The organism is Bdellovibrio sp. HCB2-146, assembly GCF_047345725.1.
Lineage (GTDB): Bacteria > Bdellovibrionota > Bdellovibrionia > Bdellovibrionales > Bdellovibrionaceae > Bdellovibrio.
The window spans coordinates 1,903,063-1,921,081 of record NZ_JBLEQP010000001.1; the positions used below are offsets into that span (position 1 = coordinate 1,903,063).

The 18,019-nt window shown below is 44.9% G+C and carries 14 protein-coding genes; 7 read left to right on the forward strand and 7 right to left on the reverse strand.

Going from position 1 to position 18,019, the window contains the following annotated elements:
• Window positions 1–164 precede the first annotated feature (164 nt).
• Window positions 165–1,346, reverse strand: a complete 1,182-nt coding sequence (locus tag ACLWOR_RS09335) for a hypothetical protein (protein WP_413940430.1) — start codon at window positions 1,344–1,346, stop codon at window positions 165–167.
• Window positions 1,347–1,512: 166 nt separating this feature from the next.
• On the opposite strand from ACLWOR_RS09335, the gene ACLWOR_RS09340 reads away from it, so the two are divergent.
• The 4 genes from ACLWOR_RS09340 (at window position 1,513) to ACLWOR_RS09355 (ending at window position 6,850) form a co-directional block, all read left to right on the forward strand.
• A complete protein-coding gene (locus ACLWOR_RS09340) occupies window positions 1,513–2,988 on the forward strand; it encodes a DUF1254 domain-containing protein (protein ID WP_413940431.1) in 1,476 nt (491 codons plus the stop codon).
• On the forward strand, window positions 2,985–4,463 hold the full coding sequence (locus ACLWOR_RS09345) for a DUF1254 domain-containing protein (protein WP_413940432.1): 1,479 nt from the start codon (window positions 2,985–2,987) through the stop codon (window positions 4,461–4,463). The genes ACLWOR_RS09340 and ACLWOR_RS09345 overlap by 4 nt, the downstream gene beginning before the upstream one ends.
• Before the next feature lie 193 nt (window positions 4,464–4,656).
• Window positions 4,657–5,502 (forward strand): flagellin, encoded by an 846-nt coding sequence (locus ACLWOR_RS09350; protein ID WP_413940433.1) that lies wholly within the window; start codon window positions 4,657–4,659, stop codon window positions 5,500–5,502.
• Between the two features lie 514 nt (window positions 5,503–6,016).
• Window positions 6,017–6,850, forward strand: a complete 834-nt coding sequence (locus ACLWOR_RS09355; RefSeq protein ID WP_413940434.1) for a flagellin — start codon at window positions 6,017–6,019, stop codon at window positions 6,848–6,850.
• 68 nt (window positions 6,851–6,918) lie between these two features.
• On the opposite strand, the gene ACLWOR_RS09360 is transcribed toward ACLWOR_RS09355, so the two are convergent.
• Complete coding sequence (locus ACLWOR_RS09360) at window positions 6,919–7,938, reverse strand: hypothetical protein (RefSeq protein WP_413940435.1); 1,020 nt, start codon at window positions 7,936–7,938, stop codon at window positions 6,919–6,921.
• A gap of 279 nt (window positions 7,939–8,217) precedes the next feature.
• Here ACLWOR_RS09360 and ACLWOR_RS09365 point away from each other — a divergent pair, with 279 nt between their 5' ends.
• Window positions 8,218–9,366 (forward strand): hypothetical protein, encoded by a 1,149-nt coding sequence (locus ACLWOR_RS09365; protein ID WP_413940436.1) that lies wholly within the window; start codon window positions 8,218–8,220, stop codon window positions 9,364–9,366.
• Here ACLWOR_RS09365 and ACLWOR_RS09370 read toward each other — a convergent pair.
• Genes ACLWOR_RS09370 through rnr form a run of 3 tightly spaced genes read right to left on the reverse strand, consistent with a single transcriptional unit; the run spans window position 9,355 to window position 14,250 of the window.
• Window positions 9,355–10,125, reverse strand: a complete 771-nt coding sequence (locus tag ACLWOR_RS09370) for a LysR family transcriptional regulator (RefSeq protein WP_413940437.1) — start codon at window positions 10,123–10,125, stop codon at window positions 9,355–9,357. The two genes, ACLWOR_RS09365 and ACLWOR_RS09370, sit on opposite strands and share 12 nt — an antisense overlap.
• A gap of 8 nt (window positions 10,126–10,133) precedes the next feature.
• Window positions 10,134–11,735, reverse strand: a complete 1,602-nt coding sequence (locus ACLWOR_RS09375) for an ABC1 kinase family protein (protein ID WP_413940438.1) — start codon at window positions 11,733–11,735, stop codon at window positions 10,134–10,136.
• The gene (gene rnr, locus ACLWOR_RS09380) at window positions 11,683–14,250 is read right to left on the reverse strand and encodes a ribonuclease R (protein WP_413940439.1); all 2,568 of its coding nucleotides are present in this window, start codon (window positions 14,248–14,250) and stop codon (window positions 11,683–11,685) included. Before rnr ends, ACLWOR_RS09375 begins: the two co-directional genes overlap by 53 nt.
• Before the next feature lie 158 nt (window positions 14,251–14,408).
• Between rnr and ACLWOR_RS09385 the strand changes: the two genes are divergently transcribed.
• Entirely contained in the window at window positions 14,409–14,720 is a 312-nt protein-coding gene (locus tag ACLWOR_RS09385) for a hypothetical protein (RefSeq protein WP_413940440.1), read from the forward strand.
• Between the two features lie 63 nt (window positions 14,721–14,783).
• On the opposite strand, the gene ACLWOR_RS09390 is transcribed toward ACLWOR_RS09385, so the two are convergent.
• On the reverse strand, window positions 14,784–15,854 hold the full coding sequence (locus ACLWOR_RS09390) for an outer membrane beta-barrel protein (RefSeq protein WP_413940441.1): 1,071 nt from the start codon (window positions 15,852–15,854) through the stop codon (window positions 14,784–14,786).
• Between the two features lie 521 nt (window positions 15,855–16,375).
• On the opposite strand from ACLWOR_RS09390, the gene ACLWOR_RS09395 reads away from it, so the two are divergent.
• Window positions 16,376–17,470 (forward strand): hypothetical protein, encoded by a 1,095-nt coding sequence (locus ACLWOR_RS09395; protein ID WP_413940442.1) that lies wholly within the window; start codon window positions 16,376–16,378, stop codon window positions 17,468–17,470.
• Between the two features lie 66 nt (window positions 17,471–17,536).
• Here the strand turns inward: ACLWOR_RS09395 and ACLWOR_RS09400 are convergent, their stop codons facing one another.
• On the reverse strand, window positions 17,537–18,007 hold the full coding sequence (locus tag ACLWOR_RS09400) for a hypothetical protein (protein ID WP_413940443.1): 471 nt from the start codon (window positions 18,005–18,007) through the stop codon (window positions 17,537–17,539).
• Window positions 18,008–18,019: the final 12 nt, after the last annotated feature.

The following is an 18,019-nucleotide window of genomic DNA, read 5'->3' on the forward strand; positions in this document are numbered from 1 at the left end:
TTTATATTTGGGGTGGAAACGTCTCATTCTGAGAGACTGTCTCGGCCTAGGTCATAACGTAATGTGAGGAATGCGAAGGTTTCCTCGAGAGAATTGAGAAAACCTTTTTGAACTGCTCCCAAGAGTTTGAACTGCTCCCAAGAGACATGAAGTTATTTTGTAAATCAAAAATCCAAATTCATTTTTAAGGCATAAATGCGATTTTCCATCGGCGTACTTTTTGTTCCGACATCATCCGCATAGCTGACTAGATCAAGATTGAAGATACCGAGTTCAGCAGAAAGCCCAGCTGTCCAGAATCCTTGGCTGATACCGACGCGGTAGTGGCCCTTCCACCAAGTGTAAACAAACCAGTCAAATTCTAAACCTGCATGAAGTCCCTTTGACCAGCTAAAGTTTGGATGACCGATGTCTCGAACATCCAAACTTCCACGACCTCCAAAGATCCAGGCTGTTGGATATTCCCAGCGTGTTCCGACATCGACGACCCGATAAAGTTTTTCCGGCGCTTCCGTTTTATTTTCATTGATCAATTTTAAAGACTGACCAAATCCAGTTTCGGCGACGTTGCGGACGACAACTCCGAGAGTGGGACGAGTGTAAGTGAGCCATGACCAGAAACCTTCGCTTGGAAGTTCCGGTGTCCACAGCAACCCAATATCAGCATCGATTGTGTATCCCTCGCGAAGATCATCCTTGTCGACGATTTTGTCATTCATCGCAAGCTCGGTTCCATCAATCGCAAGACTCGCCCAACCACGATTGACGAACTTCCCGGTGATACCCCAAGAGAGACGACCGTGATTAACACTCTTTACGTCATCGCCATATCCAATCGCTAAGTAGGAGTCGGCATAAACAGTGGCGTCGATAGAGGGGCCCACATGGCGATGTGGTGTGAGTTCAACTGAAACATCGGCGGGAACAAAACCAATTCCCCATTTTGGACGAACCCAAATTCCTTCGAGGGGAGCAAGCCGAACACCATAAGTATCACCATAGTGTGATTCGATGATTTCATAGAGGCGAGTTTGTTTTGTAGGCTCGTCAAGTGTGTCGTCTTCTTGGACCGCATTGATTTCATCGACGAAGTCTTTCAAGCCGATGGAGCCGCCAGCGTTGATAGACAAATTGATTTGTCCTTCTTCCAAACGTGCTAATCCCGCAGGATTATAAAAGAGTGCGCTGTAATCGTTGGCGACCGCTACAAATGCATCACCCATTCCGAGAGCTCTCGGTGATTGGTAAAGATGATGAATTGAAAAACTCACGCTGTCTTGAGCTTGCGCAGAAATGGAAAAAAGAGTGAGCGCGAATGGGAGAAAGAGTGCTTTCCTCCATGTCATATATAGGCCTCCAAGAGTGTATTACGACAATTGTATGCAGAAACACCATGGAGGCGTACGCGAGTTTTTATATAGGCTTTATTTTTTGACCTTTGTCGTAATACATCTTGGAGAAGAATCACAATCCTCGTCCAATGGAAAGAACCAGTTCACGGAGGAAGTGGTTATGAAGCTATTTGCACGCACGCTTATCGCAGTCATTTGTTCCATTGGACTTTTGTCTTGTTCAACGACACCAGAGAAATCATCCGAGAAAATTGCCGGCATTCCTCGAGTCACGCCCGAAGAAGCGCAGAAAGTTGCACGTGAAGCTTATGTCTATGGCTTTCCTCTAATTTTAATGGATATGACCAAAAGAATAAGCACCAATGTGGATATACCCGAGGAGAATCGGGCACCGCTGAATCACTTTGGGCATATGAAGTCTTTCCCTGACGATAAGTTTCGCGATGTGGTCTCTCCCAACGCCGACACCCTTTATAGTATTGCGTGGCTTGATCTTTCCGTTGAACCCGTCGTATTGAGTTTGCCGAATATGGGCAGTCACTATTATGTGATGCCTTTGTTAGATGGCTGGACAAATGTCTTTGAGTCTTTGGGAACACGCACGACTGGAAATCAAAAAGGTAATTTTGCGATTGTCGGTCCCGGTTTTAAAGGCGAACTGCCACGAGATGTTCGTAAGGTAGAAGCACCCACTAATCTCGTTTGGATTTTAGGAAGGACAAAAAGTAAAGGGCCTTCCGACTATAAAGCGATCAGCATGTTACAAGAACAGTATTTACTGGTGCCCCTCAGTCAGTGGAAGGGTGCTGTCGAAAGCATTCCTCGTCCGAGTATAGATAAAACAATCGATATGAAAACTTCCCCACTTCGTCAGGTCGCACAGATGGATGCGTTGGAATTTTATCGTCGCCTGGGAGAGTTGATGCGAGATAATCCGCCATCTCGTCAGGATGCTGCGATCATGTCGAAGTTCAAAAAAATCGGTTACATCCCAGGGGAGTTCTTAGATACGACGGCTCTGCCTGATCCGACACAAGCTGCCCTTCGTAAAGGTGCAGAAGAAGGTTTCGCACAAATTAAAGAAGCAGCTGAAAAGTTACCGGGAAAAAATATGAATGGCTGGGTGTTTGTGTCGGGCCTGGGTGAGTATGGAACTGATTATCGAAAAAGAGCCGGGGTGGCTCTTTTAGGATTGGGCGCTAATCTAGAGCAGGATGCTATTTATCCTCGCACGACAGTGGATACAGATGGGGAAAAGCTCACGGGCTTTCGCAATTATGTCATTCACTTTAAAAAAGATCAAAAGCCGCCAGTGAATGGTTTTTGGTCGATCTCGCTTTATAACAAAGAACAATTCTTTGTGAAAAACCCGATCAACCGCTTTGCTATCGGGGATCGCAATCAACTGAAGTACAATCCTGACGGATCACTGGATATTTACATTCAGCCAACATCTCCGGGCAAAGCTCGAGAAAGCAATTGGCTGCCGTCACCGCGAGAAGAATTCAATCTTGTTATGCGTATGTACTGGCCGAAGAAAGCTGCCACTGATGGCAGTTGGGAAATGCCAGGCGTACAAAAATCTATTACTGCAAACAATCTCGCAGAGCGAGAAGCTGTGAAGGAGATTCCATGAGAAAGTTGATATATGGATTTGCGATGGTGGTCATGTGCGGGACCTTGTTCTCGTTAGGCTGTTCGACATCTTCGAAGAGTCCGGAGCCTGGAAAAGTTGTAGGGGCGGATCGCTCCATACCTCCAGCTGATGTGCAAAAAATTGCAGAAGAAGCTTACATCTATGGGTATCCGTTGGTGCTGATGGATATCACTCGTGAACAGATGACCAATGTTTCAAGTCCCAGTGAAGAAGGCGCGCCAATGGGTCAGTTCGTTCACAAAAAACGTTTTCCTGATGCGAACTTTACCGGCGTCGTAAGTCCCAACGCGGATACATTATATAGTACGGCCTGGCTGGACCTTTCTAAAGAACCCATGATTCTAAGTTTGCCGGATACAGGAGATCGTTACTATTTAATGCCGATGTTAAGCGCCTGGACTGACGTCTTTGCTTCACCAGGATCACGCACAACAGGAAATCAAAAAGGGGATTACGCAATTGTCGGTCCTAATTGGAAGGGCTCACTTCCTGCCGGAGTGAAAGAAATTAAAGCTCCGACAAATGATGTATGGATCGTGGGGCGTACACAAACGAATGGAAAAGAAGACTATGCTGCAGTTCAGGCATTGCAAAAGCAATATCGTCTTTATCCATTAAGTGCCTGGGGGACGAGTTACACACCGCCACGAAATACGAGTGTTAAAACGGGCATCGACATGCGCACTCCTCCGGTGGACCAAGTCGAAAGATTGTCGGCAGAAGAATTCTTTAAACGTATGGCAGCTTCCATGAAGAGAAATTCACCACAAACGGCCGATGCGGAAACAGTGGCCCAAATGGTTCGTATTGGGTTGATCCCGGGGCGTGATTTTGATCCCACACTTCTGACATCTGATCAAAGAGTGGCTTTAAAGGCAGGGGCGGATAGTGGTCTTGCTGCCATCGTGAAGTCGGTGAAAAGTTCTGAGGCGAAACGTGTGAACGGTTGGGTCTCTATTGATAAAGCCGGCAAGTACGGAAATGACTTTAAGACCAGAGCCGCTGTGGCTAATTTCGGATTGGGTGCGAATCTTCCAGAAGACGCCGTTTATTTTGTGGCGGATGTGGATGCTGATGGACAACCCCTCAGTGGATCGAATCGTTATGTCGTTCGCTTCGCGCGAGGACAAACGCCTCCGGTGAATGCCTTCTGGTCTTTGACTCTCTATAATTCGAAATACTTTTTTGCTAAGAACTCACTGAATCGTTTTACTTTAGGTGACAGAGACAAACTCCAATACAACCAAGATGGGTCTTTGGAGATTTATATTCAAAGACAAAACCCAGGGCGCGGTAAAACGGCCAACTGGTTGCCAGCTCCGTCAGGTAATTTTAGCTTGAACCTGCGCACTTACTGGCCAAAACAGGCTATTTTAAACGGGCAGTGGGCTCCGCCTGCGATACAGAAGGTACAAGATTTCAAAAATCTCTCTGAGAACAGCACGCTCAAATAGCATTTTCACAATACCTTGGTCCCGAAATCGCGAAGATTTACGGGACCAAAAACCAGAAATGTAAAAAATTGAGACGTATCACTTTAGGAATTCTGAGACACACCGATCAGTACAGTAAGCAACTACCCATGGCACCACAAAGGTGCACCGGATTCAAAGGATTGAAACCGGAAATCTTCACGGAGGAGGAAATATGGGTCTCAGAATTAACACGAACACAGCTTCGTTGAATGCTCAGAGAGTTCTCTGGGGGACGAAGATCGGTCTTGATAAGAGCATGGAAAAGCTCGCATCAGGTTTCCGAATCAACCGCGCCGGTGATGATGCCGCTGGTCTAGCGATCTCTGAGAATTTAAAAGCTCAAGTTCGCGGTCTTAAACAAGCATCTCGAAACGCACAAGACGGTATCTCTCTCGTGCAAGTAGCAGAGGGCTCTATGAATGAGATCTCTTCTATCTTGATTCGTCTCAGAGAATTGTCTGTACAAGCCGCTTCTGACACTGTCGGACCGACTGAGCGTCAATTCCTAAACGTGGAGTATGATCAACTCGTATCAGAGATCGATCGTATCGCAGAAGGAACAGAGTTCAACGGTACTCAATTGTTGGCAGGTGTAGGCTCGATCTTGGATTTCCAAGTCGGTACTAGAAATAATCCAGAAATTGACCGTATCTCTTTCGACGCATCTAAAGCAGACGCGAACTCCGCGGCTCTAGGCGTAAACTTGACATCAGTGGCAGATAAAGCTTCAGCGCAGAATGCGTTGTCAGCAATCGACCAAGCGATCGTCAGCGTTTCCGCGATGAGAGCAGACTTCGGTGCGATTCAAAATCGTTTGCAATCGACTGTTTCCAACATCCAAGTGAGTGTTGAGAATATGTCAGCTGCGAACTCTCGTATCAGAGACGTTGACGTCGCTGAAGAGACTTCTGAAATGACTAGAAATAATATCTTGTTGCAAGCAGGTACTAGCGTACTAGCACAAGCGAACCAACAAGCTAATACAGCACTTGGACTCTTGAACAAGTCATTCTCTTAATCCAAGAGTATGACCTAGGTTCCCGATCTTATCTTCAATGATCAAGATCACCCTCAAGAGAACCGTTCTTTAACGAACGGTTCCGAGTGTAATGACCCCGAAGCTCTCTTATAGAGCTGACAATTTGATCTGTTTCCTGCGACGATCCCGGTGAGCAATCACCGGGTTCATTTAGCAAATGGAAATTGGATATTAGAGATTAGATATTAGATTTACTCTTTTCGAGAGTGGATCGTTTGATTGAGTGATTTGGTTTTTTGGCGTTCTGCCATTTGATTTTTTGTTGCGCTTTTCTGTGCGCACATCTTCTTGTTGTACGAAAAAAATTTCCCCAGAAAAAATAAAAAAAGAAAAGACAAAATCTGGACTCTTGTTGTTCATATTTTTTTCCGAAAAGTTATGCAGGAACTGCGCATCGCAATTCCGATTTATTAATTTAACAGGTGCACGGATCGCGCCTTATGCCAATGGATGGCAAGCTTCACGGAGGATATGAGTATGCAGGGAGGATAGTATGGGATTAAGAATTGGTACAAACGTGGCGGCATTGAATGCACAAAAGAATTTGTACATGACAAACATCAATGCAAACCGTTCTATGGCACGATTGGCTTCGGGATTCCGAATCAATCAAGCTGCGGACGACGCTGCCGGTCTTGCGATCAGTGAAAACCTCAAAGGTCAAATTAGAGGTATGAGACAAGCCAACCGAAATGCCAACGATGGTATCTCCTTGGTGCAAGTCGCAGAGGGTAGCTTGAATGAAGTTTCAAATATGCTCATTCGTTTAAGAGAATTGGGTGTACAAGCTTCTTCCGACACGATTGGTGAAACAGAAAGAAAGTTTTTGGACGTTGAGTATCAACAGTTAAAATCAGAGATTCAGCGTATTACTGAAGCAACGGTTTATAACGGTTACGAACTTCTCAACGGTACAGGTGGAAATATCGACATCCAAGTGGGTGTGAACAACGATCCTTTCCGCGACCGTATCAGCTTTAACGCCGGCGCAGCCAACTCTTCGTTGGAAGCTTTGGGTCTGGTAGCTGAATCTGTAGCGACGAAAGAAGGAGCTCAGCTGAGCTTGGACGTGGTCGATAACGCCATGACATCGGTGAACGCGATTCGCGCGAACTTCGGTGCGCTACAAAATCGTCTGGTATCAACATCTAATAACTTGTTGATCGCTGACGAGAACTTGTCGGCCGCGAATTCTCGAATCAGAGACACAGATGTGGCTTCTGAGACTTCTGAGATGACAAGAAATAACATCTTGTTGCAAGCAGGTGTTTCAGTCCTTGGACAAGCAAACCAATCTCAACAATTGGCTTTGAAACTCCTCGGCTAATCTAAAAACTAAAAACCCCCGGTCTTGAAGAAGGCCGGGGGTTTTGCTTTTTAGGACGGTATTTTTACTTAGATGATAAGAACTTTGATGAGTGTGCTAATTAAAGTTGGAACAACAGCACCCACAATGCTTGTCAACCAAGAGGAGCCAGACGATGGCGGTGTTCCGGCTGAACTATTGAGACCAGTGAGGATGCTGTTGAGAAGCGTAGATACTAAAGATTTAGAACTCGAAACCTGATTCAAACCTGATTGTGATCCAGCGGTGAAGGCGTTGATGAAAGTTTTCAAAAGGTCAGAAGCATTGTTTGAGTTGCCAAGTGAATTCACAATCGAAGCAATACCGTTCAAAGAACCTGAACCCAATCCTTTTAAGATAGATTGAAAGATCGTGGAACCCACATTTGTTCCAGAGTTGTTATTAAGTCCCGCAATCGCACCTTGTGCAATACTTTGAATCACACTTGAAAAACCACTGCTGTCGATGTCCGTAGAAGCAATATGGCCCAGCAAAGATTGAATGATTGTCTGTGAAACTGATGTTGCGTTCGAAGATCCGACACCTGCTGTAGCCAAGTTCGCAAAGATAGACTGTGCTAGACCTTTGAGGTCACTTGTTGCGACTTGATCAGGTGAAAGATTCACAATTGAAGTCAAAGCGCTGTTGCCGATCACCGAAAGAAGTTTTGCAATTAATGAGGAGTCGCCAAGTTGAATGGCATTGGCACCAAGGCTTGCACCTTTAATAAGTGCCGGAATAATCGCAGACAAATCGTTGCTTTGTCCCAGATTCGCTGTCTCTAAAGCCATGCGCGCACTTTCAATAATAGTATTGATCTGGGCACTGTTCAGAGCGATTTTCTCAGCTGTTGTAGAAACTGTCTTTTGATTTACAGAGGATTCAGTTGGTGCAACTGTTCCTTTGCGAAGATCTGATTCTAAAGAGGCAAGTGCTTTCTCAGCTGTTGTACTAGGTACTGATGAGGAGCTATTGCTAGTTCCTTCTTCATTAAGCGCCGTCAACTGTGGTCCGCAGGCAGAAAGAAGTCCCATCGTCAGGCAGAGCGCTGTCAGAGTTAGTTTGTTCATTCGAGTTCCCTCCAAAAATTTCACGTCATACATGTCACATGAACAAGCTTAGGTCGTTAGACCAGCTGCCGAAATAAAAAGAGTGAATGTTTTTTTTTCGTCTACTTCGCCGACAAAAGCGGAAAACTCAGTGCTTAAACTTTAGACACATTCGTTGGAACCCCTTCGAACCTGAGTTTTCACCAGGTTATTTTCAACTAACTTTCAAGAAGGCCTGTTGCTGCATCTAGCAAATTGAATGTTGTTGAAACGGGGAGGGAAACTTGGAAAGGTCGCTCCATGAAATACATTTTGTGCCTTTTGCTTCTTGTGCCGACCTCATTTATCCATGCTTCTTGGGATTTGAACGACGTTTCTTATTTAATGCCGATGCCTTCTGTGATTGGTGATGACAATCTCCTTGGAACAGCAGCGCCAGGTAAAGGCGGATCTCTTATTCCGGATCGCATTGTGAAAGCTTTGCCGATTCTTGCAATGGGACTCAGCCGTGAAGAGGCGGCTGAAACATTGCGTGTGGTGGGCGTTCGTATCGATCCTTGTTTCCCGCTGCCAACTCCGCAGTCGTGCCAGCGTCAAATCCGTTTTGTGTGGCAACCTCTTGAAATTGATCGTCGTACCCAAGAAGTTCGTACAATCGATGCTGCTCTTCATACATTCTATGTCCTGACGGATGCGGAATTTTCTTTGTTGCTTAAAGATATTCAAGCTTGGAAAACAAAGTTTGAGGTGAAGACTCAAGGTCTTCCTTTGAATATTCATCCAGCTTGGGCAAAACAAGGCGACAAGAGTCCTTCGTTAACTGCGTTTCATGAAATCATAAAAAAGTACGCTGGATCAGGCTCAATGACACGTTTGACGATCATGGTTTTGCGCGGAAATGCAGATATGTGGATGTTTGCAGGATTTGATGTCAAAGGTGATACTGTTACAAATCAGTTTGTTCCTCGTCTAGATCGCAAAGCTCAAACCTTTATTAATATGGCCGTTCCGCGCGATCACTTCTCCGGCGGAGGAATTCAGCCTGCACCGTCTGGCGAAGATACGCTTAATAAGCTAGCTTTTGAATCTATTCAAATGGATGAACCCAATACAGAAGAAACGATTCGCAAAGAAGTTCGTGCTGCCTTCCGTATCGAAAATCCAAAAGTATTTAATCCGGAAAATATGGACTGCGTCAGTTGTCACGTGGCTCAACCCGTAAAACACTGGGTTTTGAATAAACGCCCGGGTCTTGAAGTTGAAAAACTATGGTCTGCAGATATCTATCGCAATGCTCGATATGATATGACGAATGTGACAGCAAGAATTTCAGATACACATCGCATTCGTGCCTTTGGATATTTCGATGACGGTCCTGCGATCAGCCAACGCGTGATCAACGAGTCGGCTGAGGTGGCAGATGCTTTAAATCAATATCTACTCTTCTAAAGCAGACTCAATATTTTCCCACAACAGAGGACTTAAGAGTTCAGAGCCGATCATCAACACCGGCTCTGCATCTTTGGCGCGACCGCGTTTGGCTTCCGTTGGCATATGACCTGTTCCACCAATTTGATCAAACCAAGATCGGCGCATTGCCAGAGAGTTTGAAACAAAGATGTGTGGGAAGTCTTCAAGTTCCTTTTTATTGGCGCGACCATATTCAAATGTACTTAATACGGCAAAATTTTTACTCGTTTCAATATGTTCCAGCCTTTGATAGCCAAGCTCTAAAAGATATTTAAATTTTTGTCGGCCCGGAGATTTCGAGGTCAGAATCAAATCTAGATTTCCTGATAGGAAGTTTGCCTCAAGTTCATTTAAGTCAAAAATATCCAATGTGATCTTTTGCACACCTACTTTTTCAAAACAAGTGCGGCAGGTATTAAGAGCAAAAGGTGCAAGACCTTCCAAGGTTCCAATATGGAGTTCTGCAACCATTTGGTTGTTCGAAATACTTTGCAATTCAAGTTCAAGACGGCGATTGGATTTTTCAAAAATCTCAGCCAACTGGAAGGCAACGGAAGTCCATCCCGATTTACGTTTTGCCGAACGGTCCAGAAGCACGATTTTAAGTTCATCTTCGATGCGTGCGATAATGCGTGAAAGCTGCGGCTGACTTAAACCCACATGAAGGGCGGCAGCAGATAAGTTCTTGAAATGGACGGCTTTTGCTAAAACACTTAGTTCGTAAGTCAGTTGCTGCATGAAATTCCTTAAGGCTTTCTAATATAGTTAAAGACGGCAAAAAGTCCCAAAAATCCGGCAAAGACATACCCGATAAAACTCAATGTCGGGATACCACCGATGTGATTCACGGTCTCGTGAACGACGATGTAAGAGGAACTCAAAATCAAAGAGGCAATAATCACACCCAAAAACAGCAAATTCGAAGAGCTTTCAACTGAACGTTTGAGTTCTTTGATTTCTCCGACCTTGAGACGAAAAGCGTGATCCGGGCTATTTAGCTTTCTTAAAAAGAAATTCAGCTGACGAGGCAGAGCATTTAAAAATGCATGTGATTCTCTGGCCATTTGAGTCATGTCGTTCATGACTTTTTGTGGACCGAAATGGTTTTTTGCAAGGTCTCCTGCAAATTCCAAAGAGTATTGAAGGAAATCAAAGTCAGGATGAATCTTGCGGCCCATGCCTTCAATCGAAACAATGGACTTAAAGAACATCATCAGTTCTGTCGGAACCTGAATATGATGTCGGGCTGCGATGCCTGCGGAGCGCATCAGAATTTTTCCCAAGTTTACATTTTTAAGCGTCAAACCATAATAAGGCGCAATCAGTTCACGCAAGTCGCGTGCAAAGAGATCCACGTTCACGCGATCCGTAAACGGCGCTAGATCTACATACTCATAAGCCAGGCGTTCGTAGTCTTCTTTGGAAAGAGCTAAGAGCATATTAGCGATAGCTCCTTGGGTGCGCGTATTCAAGCGGCCCACAACGCCGAAATCAATCAATCCGATGTGATTGTCGGGAAGGACAAAGAAATTCCCCGCGTGAAGATCTCCGTGGAAAAGACCGTCTTCGAAAACCATTTTTAAATAGGCTTTAAGTCCTCTGCGAATGACTTCGTGAGGATTGATAGACGCTTGGTCCAATGCCCCTTCTTGCGAGAGAGGAATTCCTTGAAGCGCTTCCATCACCAACACACGCTCGGTGGTGAGTTCAAAGTGCACAGCGGGAACTTTGATATAATCAAGTGAAGCAAAGTTTTCTTTAAACCGTCTTAAGTTATTTGCTTCAACGACAAAGTTTGTTTCTAGTTCGAGAGTTTTGAAATACTCATCGACAATCCCGGTGGGATTGTAGGGACGGGTCTCTGCCACATAAGTTGAGAGAAGTTCCGCCAATAAATAAAGAACATTCAAATCATCATTGATAGTTTGAATAATTCCTGGCCGTTGAACCTTGATAACGACACTCTCTCCCGAACGTAAACGCGCGCGGTGAACTTGTGCGATACTCGCAGAACCTAGCGGTTCCGGATCAATGCTTTCAAAGACTTGATAGAGGGAATTGCCAAATTCATCTTTCAGAACTTCTTCGATGACTTCAAAAGGAAGAGTTTGAACTCGGTCGTGGAGCTTTTCAAATTCTGTGACGTATTCCTCAGGAACAAGATCGGGACGAGTGGCAAGAAGTTGTCCCAGCTTAATAAAAGTGGGACCTAATTCTTCGAAGCTTCGGCGCATACGCTCTGCCATCGACAAAGATTCAATGTCGCTGGCAGAATTCAGGCGCTCGATAATGAATTTACCGAGCTTTACCCTTTCCGCGACCTGATGAAAGCCGTGCTTTGCGAACACCCCGACTATCGTTCTTAGTCTTGCCGCGTTTCTTAGCGTCTTTCCGATCTGGCTTCCGGTCTTTAAGACTGTCACTGTTTTTCTCCGAATACTCGTCATTATCCTGAAGTTTAGAGCTTTCGGCAAACATCAATTTTTTACTGAGTTTCGGCTTGTCCTTAGGAGAGCTTTCGCCCGTAGCACGACGATACTCCTCTGGACCAAGGATCATCGCGAGAAGCCCCTTGTCCATCGAGCCGCCTTTTTCCGCAACGGGAGGTTCTGGGCGATGGTACGGAGATTTTTCAAGCTTGCGCAGCTTCTCTGCTTGGCCTTCTTTTTCCTCTCGAGAATCTCGGAAGAATCGAGATTTTTGTCCTGGCCTTGCAGATTGAGCTGGTTGCTCTTCTTTTTTCCAAGGAGATTTTTTGTCTTTATGATCTTTGAATTTATCACCGCGTGGTTTTTTACCAGCGAAACGCTCTTCTTTATCACGACGACGATCGGATCTGTCTTCGCGTTCATCTTTTTTGTGGCGAGGAGATTTTCTTTCGAAATGCTCTTTGCCACGAGAACGTGTGTGATGTTCTTCGCGATCACCCACAGCTGTTGATCTTTCTGCTTGAGCCAGTACAAAGTTAATTTGTCCCAGTTCTGGATCTGCCGAAGCCACTTGGACTCTCATTGTGTCACCAATGGTGTATGAGAATCCGGAGCGGGGAGCGATCAAAGACAATTTTTCTTCGTCGTATTCAAAGCGTTCTTTACCGAGATCATCTAAACGGATTAATCCATCGATATCGTATTCACGAAGCAAAACGAAGACGCCGAATTTAGCAACAGAACTGATCATCCCGTCGAACTCTTGGCCGACAAATTTTTCCATGAAACGAGCTTTTTTGATCGATTGAACTTGGCGTTCGGCTTTTGTCGAGCGTTGCTCAGCTGCTGATAGAACCGTTCCCGCACTTGCCAAATCGTCTTCGCTCATGAGTCTGTAGCGAGAATTTGGCATCACTTGATTTTTAAGCAAACGATGCACGATCAAATCTGGATAACGACGAATCGGAGAGGTGAAGTGAGTATAGAACTCAAAGCCCAATCCAAAGTGCCCGACATTGTTCATGCTATATTTTGCTTGGCTCATTGAACGCAAAGTCAGGATATGGAGTACTTGCGCTTCCGGGCGATTCTCAAATTCCTCCAAAGCCTTGGTCAGGCGTTTTTGCAGTTTTCCGCCATCCAATTTGGTTTTTCCGCCAAATGTGGCCATATAGTTTTCCAACATATGAATGGCTTGTTCGTTTGGTGGCTCGTGCACACGATAGAGTGCAGGCACCTGGCGGCTGTCGAGGAATTTTGCGACCGCGACGTTTGCTGCCAACATCATCTCTTCGATCAAGCGGTGAGAGAACAGGCGTTCTGATCTTTGGATATCAACCGGAACACCCGCACCATCAATCACAAGTTCTGTTTCCGGAATTTCGAGATCGACAGAACCTTCTTTAAAACGTTTTGCCATCAAGATTTTTGCCAGATCAGCAAGGCGTAGGATATTTTCCTTCACGTGCTCGAATTTTTCGATGCTGTTGCCGTCGATTACTTCTTGCGCTTCACCGTAGGTCACGCGCGCTTTACTTTCCATCACGGCTTCGTAGAAGTCTGATTTGATCATCTCGCCCGTGAAATCAAAAAGCATTTCAGCAACCAGGCAGAGGCGAGGCACGTGAGGATTCAAAGAACACAGACCATTACTGAGAACTTCAGGTAACATTGGCACCACAAAGTTCGGGAAGTAAACGGAAGTTCCACGCTCGTAAGCGTCGCGATCGATCGCTGTACCGACTTGTACGTAGTGGCTGACGTCCGCAATAGCCACGAACAAGCGGAAGCCTTCATTTGTCATTTCCACATAAACGGCATCGTCAAAGTCTTTGGCTGTTGCGCCGTCAATAGTGATCAGATTGATGTCGCGGAGGTCTTTACGACCTTTGAAATCTTTTTCGTCAGGAACTTCAGAGAATTTTTGTGCTTCTTCTAAAGTCGCTTTTGAAAAGTCTTGCGGAATACCGTTTGAAAGAATCACACGTTTGATATCCGTCAAAGGATCAAGCGCATTACCGATCACTTCGGTTACTTTGCCGGCGAATTTTTTACCATTTTCAGCATATGTTGTGATTTCAGCAGCAACGAGTTCTTTGTCTTTTGCATTCATGGAGTCTTCGATTTTGATGCGAAGATCGGAACCCCAACCTTTGCCTTCATCGCGAAGAATGCCGTAGTTATCGTTGAGGCGGAAGAAACGGCCGACGACGATTTTGGTTCCGCGAGAGATGACACGAGTAATTTCGCCGCGGAATCTTTCAGTGCCTTTTTCTGGAGTGACGGTGATCGAGACTTTGTCGTTTGTCATGATCCCTTCCATCGAATGGCGGGGAATGTAAACGTCTGGATGCTCGGGGTCTTCAGGGATAAAAAAGCCGAATCCGTCTGGGTGTCTTTTGATTGTGCCGTTGAGAGTTTTTGTTTTATTCATTGATGAATTCAGAGGAGTTTTTCCTTTTCCTATTTTGAGGTTAGCACACTTGGGTCCGGGGAGAAGTGAATTTTTCCCTTACAAGGGCTAGGTTATGGCAATGGCGTAACTTGAGACTGCAGGCGAGATTCGAAACACTATATTTATAGGGGGTTTCTATGAGATTACTGCTCTTGTCATTGCTTGCAGTGACGATGTGGTCCATTGATAGCTTGGGTGCTGTCCAAGGCGATATCACCATGAAGATAAACCCTTCTCGCGCACAAGTCAATCTTGGAGAATATGAGCTCGCCCGGGGACAACGTGTGGGCGTTTTCAAGAAAACATGCTCGGGAGCACGGCTGCCAAATTGTAAATTGAGTCGCGTTGGCAGTGCACGTGTCACAAGAATTCTAAATAACAACTACGCCGAAGTGACTATGGATCCGGGAACAAGATTTCGCGAAGGTTACGTCATTCGCCGCGAGTAACAAAAATAAAAAAAGCCCACCGATTGGTGGGCTTTTGAGATTTTAACTCTTTCCTAACAGATATTAGAAGCGAGCCAAAGCACCAAGAGTGATGATGCTTGCGTCTTTAGTAGCTGCGCCATCGCGGTCTACGAAAGAGTCTTCGTCAGCTTGATCTGCACGGTATTCAACGTAAAGATTCAAGTTTTCGTTCATCACGATTTTATCTGAAACAGTGATAGAGTTCACAACGTCAGCTGCACCGTAACCGATGTGCATAGCGCCGCGAACCATTTCATAGCGAAGTGCAAAGTTGTTCATGCCCCAACCGTAAGTTACGATTGCGCTTGTTGAATCTGACCAGTTTGTTCCAGCGTCATTTACATTTGTTGTCAATGAGTCGTATGTAAGCGCCAAAGACAAGTTATCCATGAATTTGTAAGAAACCCATGCATCACCAGAAGCTCTTTCTGTTGTACCAGTTGCTGGAGCATCAGAAAGGTCTTTACCGAAAAGGTAACCAGCAAACCAAGTCAAACCAGCAACTGTGCCAGTCACGGAAACTTCAGTTGCTTTCGTTGGAGAGTAGTCTTCACCCCATTGGCTGAATTTCATACGGTTGTATGTAGAAGCCGTTGCAGAGAAGTATTCATTCAAAGTGTACTTTGCGCGAAGACCTTCTCCGTAACCTGGAACAAGAGTTTGGTAAGCGATTGTGTTTCCGTAAGTCGCGTTTTCACCTTTTAGAAGTGATTCATAACCAAGTGTCGTCAAGAAACGACCGAAACCTACTTGCAAAGATGGAAGTGCTTTGTAGAAGATTTCAACTTGATCCAAAGTTCCCATGTTTTGTCTTGTCGTTGTCATGCCTGTCGCAGGATCAGTTCCGTCGACATTCACTTGCGTGTAAGCCAAGCGAGAAAGGAAAGAGATTTGCTCTGTTTCTTTTTTCAAAAGAATTTGAGCTGTGTTCAAACGATAGGCTTCGTTTGTAGCTCCGCCTACATTTGGTACCGCTGGCGTCTGATTGCCAGATGAAAGGAAGTTGTAATCGAAAGAGATCTCACCGTTGACAGTGATGCCGCTTACGTCAACTGCGTGTGCAGTTGCAACTCCGAAGGAAAGCGCAAAAATAACAAGCTTAACAAGATTCACAGATGCTCCTTATATATAGTGTGTTTCTAAGTTGTTTGAATTTTTCTGACCCCAATAATCCTAAGACCAAGGTCCAGCCCATGTAACGTAAAAACTTGGTAAACTAGACCATCATCTAGGTTGATCTAGTGCGACAACTCTAATTTGAAAAGTCGCGTCAATGCGTCCGTTTTGGAAACTTGTCGATCCACACTCGTATTTTTTCGCCAGTAAAAACAAAGAAAAGATGCTTGAAAAGCACACGCGACTTCGAACAGTGAAATCCGCACTGGTAGCGAGTTTCATAGAGTCGAGTGATCTTTTAACGACAATATTTTTGTGATGTTTCGGCGTGTGAGAAACTTTTTTACTCGGGTTATCAAGAAAAATTTTTCGTGATCATCAGCGTGCACTAGCGAGCGTTCTAAAAATTTTTGTTGTTGATCTTGAACCTAGTCCTCATTAGCATTTTTTTATATCGATTACGCTTTTTAATGGATTTAAAAGTAATTAAGATTGCAACGAAACGAAAGGATGCAACAATGAAAAAACTTTTAGTAATGGCAGCTGTAACTGTTGCGGCTACTAACGCGTTCGCAGGTGTAAAACTTGTAGTACGTTCTGATTACGTCAACACTCCATCTTACGATGCAGCTGACGGCGTTGAAGTGAACAGCACTTCACTATTTAAACCTGAAGTAGCTCGTCTATACCTTTCTGGTATGGTTGGCGACGCAACTGTGGACGCTGGTTTGAACCTTCGTTCATTCGTTGTTGGTGACATCGACGGTGCAGGCACTGGCTTCCAAAAAGTTATGACTGTAGACAAATTCGTTGAGCACTTGACTATCTCTAAACCAATGGGCGACTGGACATTCCAAGCTGGTAAAATGTGGATGAATGTTGGTGGTTTCGAGCGTCGTGCATTCTACGATGGTGATACTTACCTTACTTCATTGGCGAACGGTGGTACTGGTGGTCGCGTAGCTGGTGCTACTCCAGTTGCAAACTCTGGTTCAGTAGTAACTCCAGAGAACATGTCTGGTATCGGTGCAGCTTACACTATCACTCCAGAGCACAAAGTTGAGTTCCAATTGGCGAACCAAACTAACTCTGACAGCGAACTAGCAACTTCAAACAACAGACGCCACACAATGGGTCTTGCTTACTGGGGTTCATTCGCTGAGAAAATGGTTCAAACATACATCAGCTACACTTTGGGTGCTGCTGACAATGCAACTGCTGGTCACGAGCAAACTTTCCTTGGTGTTGGTTTCCGCGTAGCTCCAGTTGAAAACTTGAACATTGATCTTGAGTACCTTGCGAACTCAGACACTATTTCAACTACAGATGCTAAAGACGAGACTACTTCTACTATCCTAGAAGCTCGTTACAAAATGGGTATGTACGTTCCAGTGTTCAAATACGAAATGTCTACAGACAAAGTTGCTGACGCTGACAACTTCAAACGTGATGCTTGGGCTCTTGGTTTGGAAATCGTTCCTAAAGCTGAAGACGCTTTCCGTTACCACGTAGCTTACACGTCTACAAAAGACAAAGACTTCGCTGCGGGTGACGACGTTACTCAAAGCATGATCACTGTTGGTTTCAAATACACTGGCGATATCGCGAAGTAATTTGAATCAGCACAGCTGATCCTAAAAAGCCCAGGGAAACCTGGGCTTTTTTTATTTCTAAATCTCTTATTTCGAAACGATTTTCGTACAAGTCGTTGTTCTATAAAGTCTATCTTCATAGCCCAAGTTGGGTTTCGCCAAAGTTCCTTTATTCACCTGAGTTTTTCTAAAATCTTTTTTGATGATTTGAACAACTTCTGTGGCGCTCGCGTTTGTATAGAGGCTCATTTGCATAACATAGTCAGAGTTACGCACCAAAGCCTCAAACAAAGGTGTAGGGCCATCATATTGCGCAATCGAATATCCCCCGAAGTTCTCTAGCGTCGAAATAAAAGAAGAGAGGTAGCTCGTGCTCTCGGTGAAATCCTTGCCGTCGCTTTTAGCAACGCATCTATAAGAATTATTAGGCGAGAGTTTTAAAGCAGTGATAATTTGCTGGCCCTCGGCACTTAAAGAGTTCACACGGATGACAACACCCGCATGAGCGGTTTGAATAAGTAGGAGTCCTGTCATCAATACTGTTACGAATGCTTTCACTTTATCCTCCAG

What these genes read in the sequence shown, in the direction of transcription:
- ACLWOR_RS09335 (WP_413940430.1), bottom strand. Translation starts at nt 1,346, where the DNA reads ATGACATGGAGGAAAGCACTCTTTCTCCCATTCGCGCTCACTCTTTTT.
- ACLWOR_RS09340 (WP_413940431.1), top strand. Translation starts at nt 1,513, where the DNA reads ATGAAGCTATTTGCACGCACGCTTATCGCAGTCATTTGTTCCATTGGA.
- ACLWOR_RS09345 (WP_413940432.1), top strand. Translation starts at nt 2,985, where the DNA reads ATGAGAAAGTTGATATATGGATTTGCGATGGTGGTCATGTGCGGGACC.
- ACLWOR_RS09350 (WP_413940433.1), top strand. Translation starts at nt 4,657, where the DNA reads ATGGGTCTCAGAATTAACACGAACACAGCTTCGTTGAATGCTCAGAGA.
- ACLWOR_RS09355 (WP_413940434.1), top strand. Translation starts at nt 6,017, where the DNA reads ATGGGATTAAGAATTGGTACAAACGTGGCGGCATTGAATGCACAAAAG.
- ACLWOR_RS09360 (WP_413940435.1), bottom strand. Translation starts at nt 7,938, where the DNA reads ATGAACAAACTAACTCTGACAGCGCTCTGCCTGACGATGGGACTTCTT.
- ACLWOR_RS09365 (WP_413940436.1), top strand. Translation starts at nt 8,218, where the DNA reads ATGAAATACATTTTGTGCCTTTTGCTTCTTGTGCCGACCTCATTTATC.
- ACLWOR_RS09370 (WP_413940437.1), bottom strand. Translation starts at nt 10,125, where the DNA reads ATGCAGCAACTGACTTACGAACTAAGTGTTTTAGCAAAAGCCGTCCAT.
- rnr (WP_413940439.1), bottom strand. Translation starts at nt 14,250, where the DNA reads ATGAATAAAACAAAAACTCTCAACGGCACAATCAAAAGACACCCAGAC.
- ACLWOR_RS09385 (WP_413940440.1), top strand. Translation starts at nt 14,409, where the DNA reads ATGAGATTACTGCTCTTGTCATTGCTTGCAGTGACGATGTGGTCCATT.
- ACLWOR_RS09395 (WP_413940442.1), top strand. Translation starts at nt 16,376, where the DNA reads ATGAAAAAACTTTTAGTAATGGCAGCTGTAACTGTTGCGGCTACTAAC.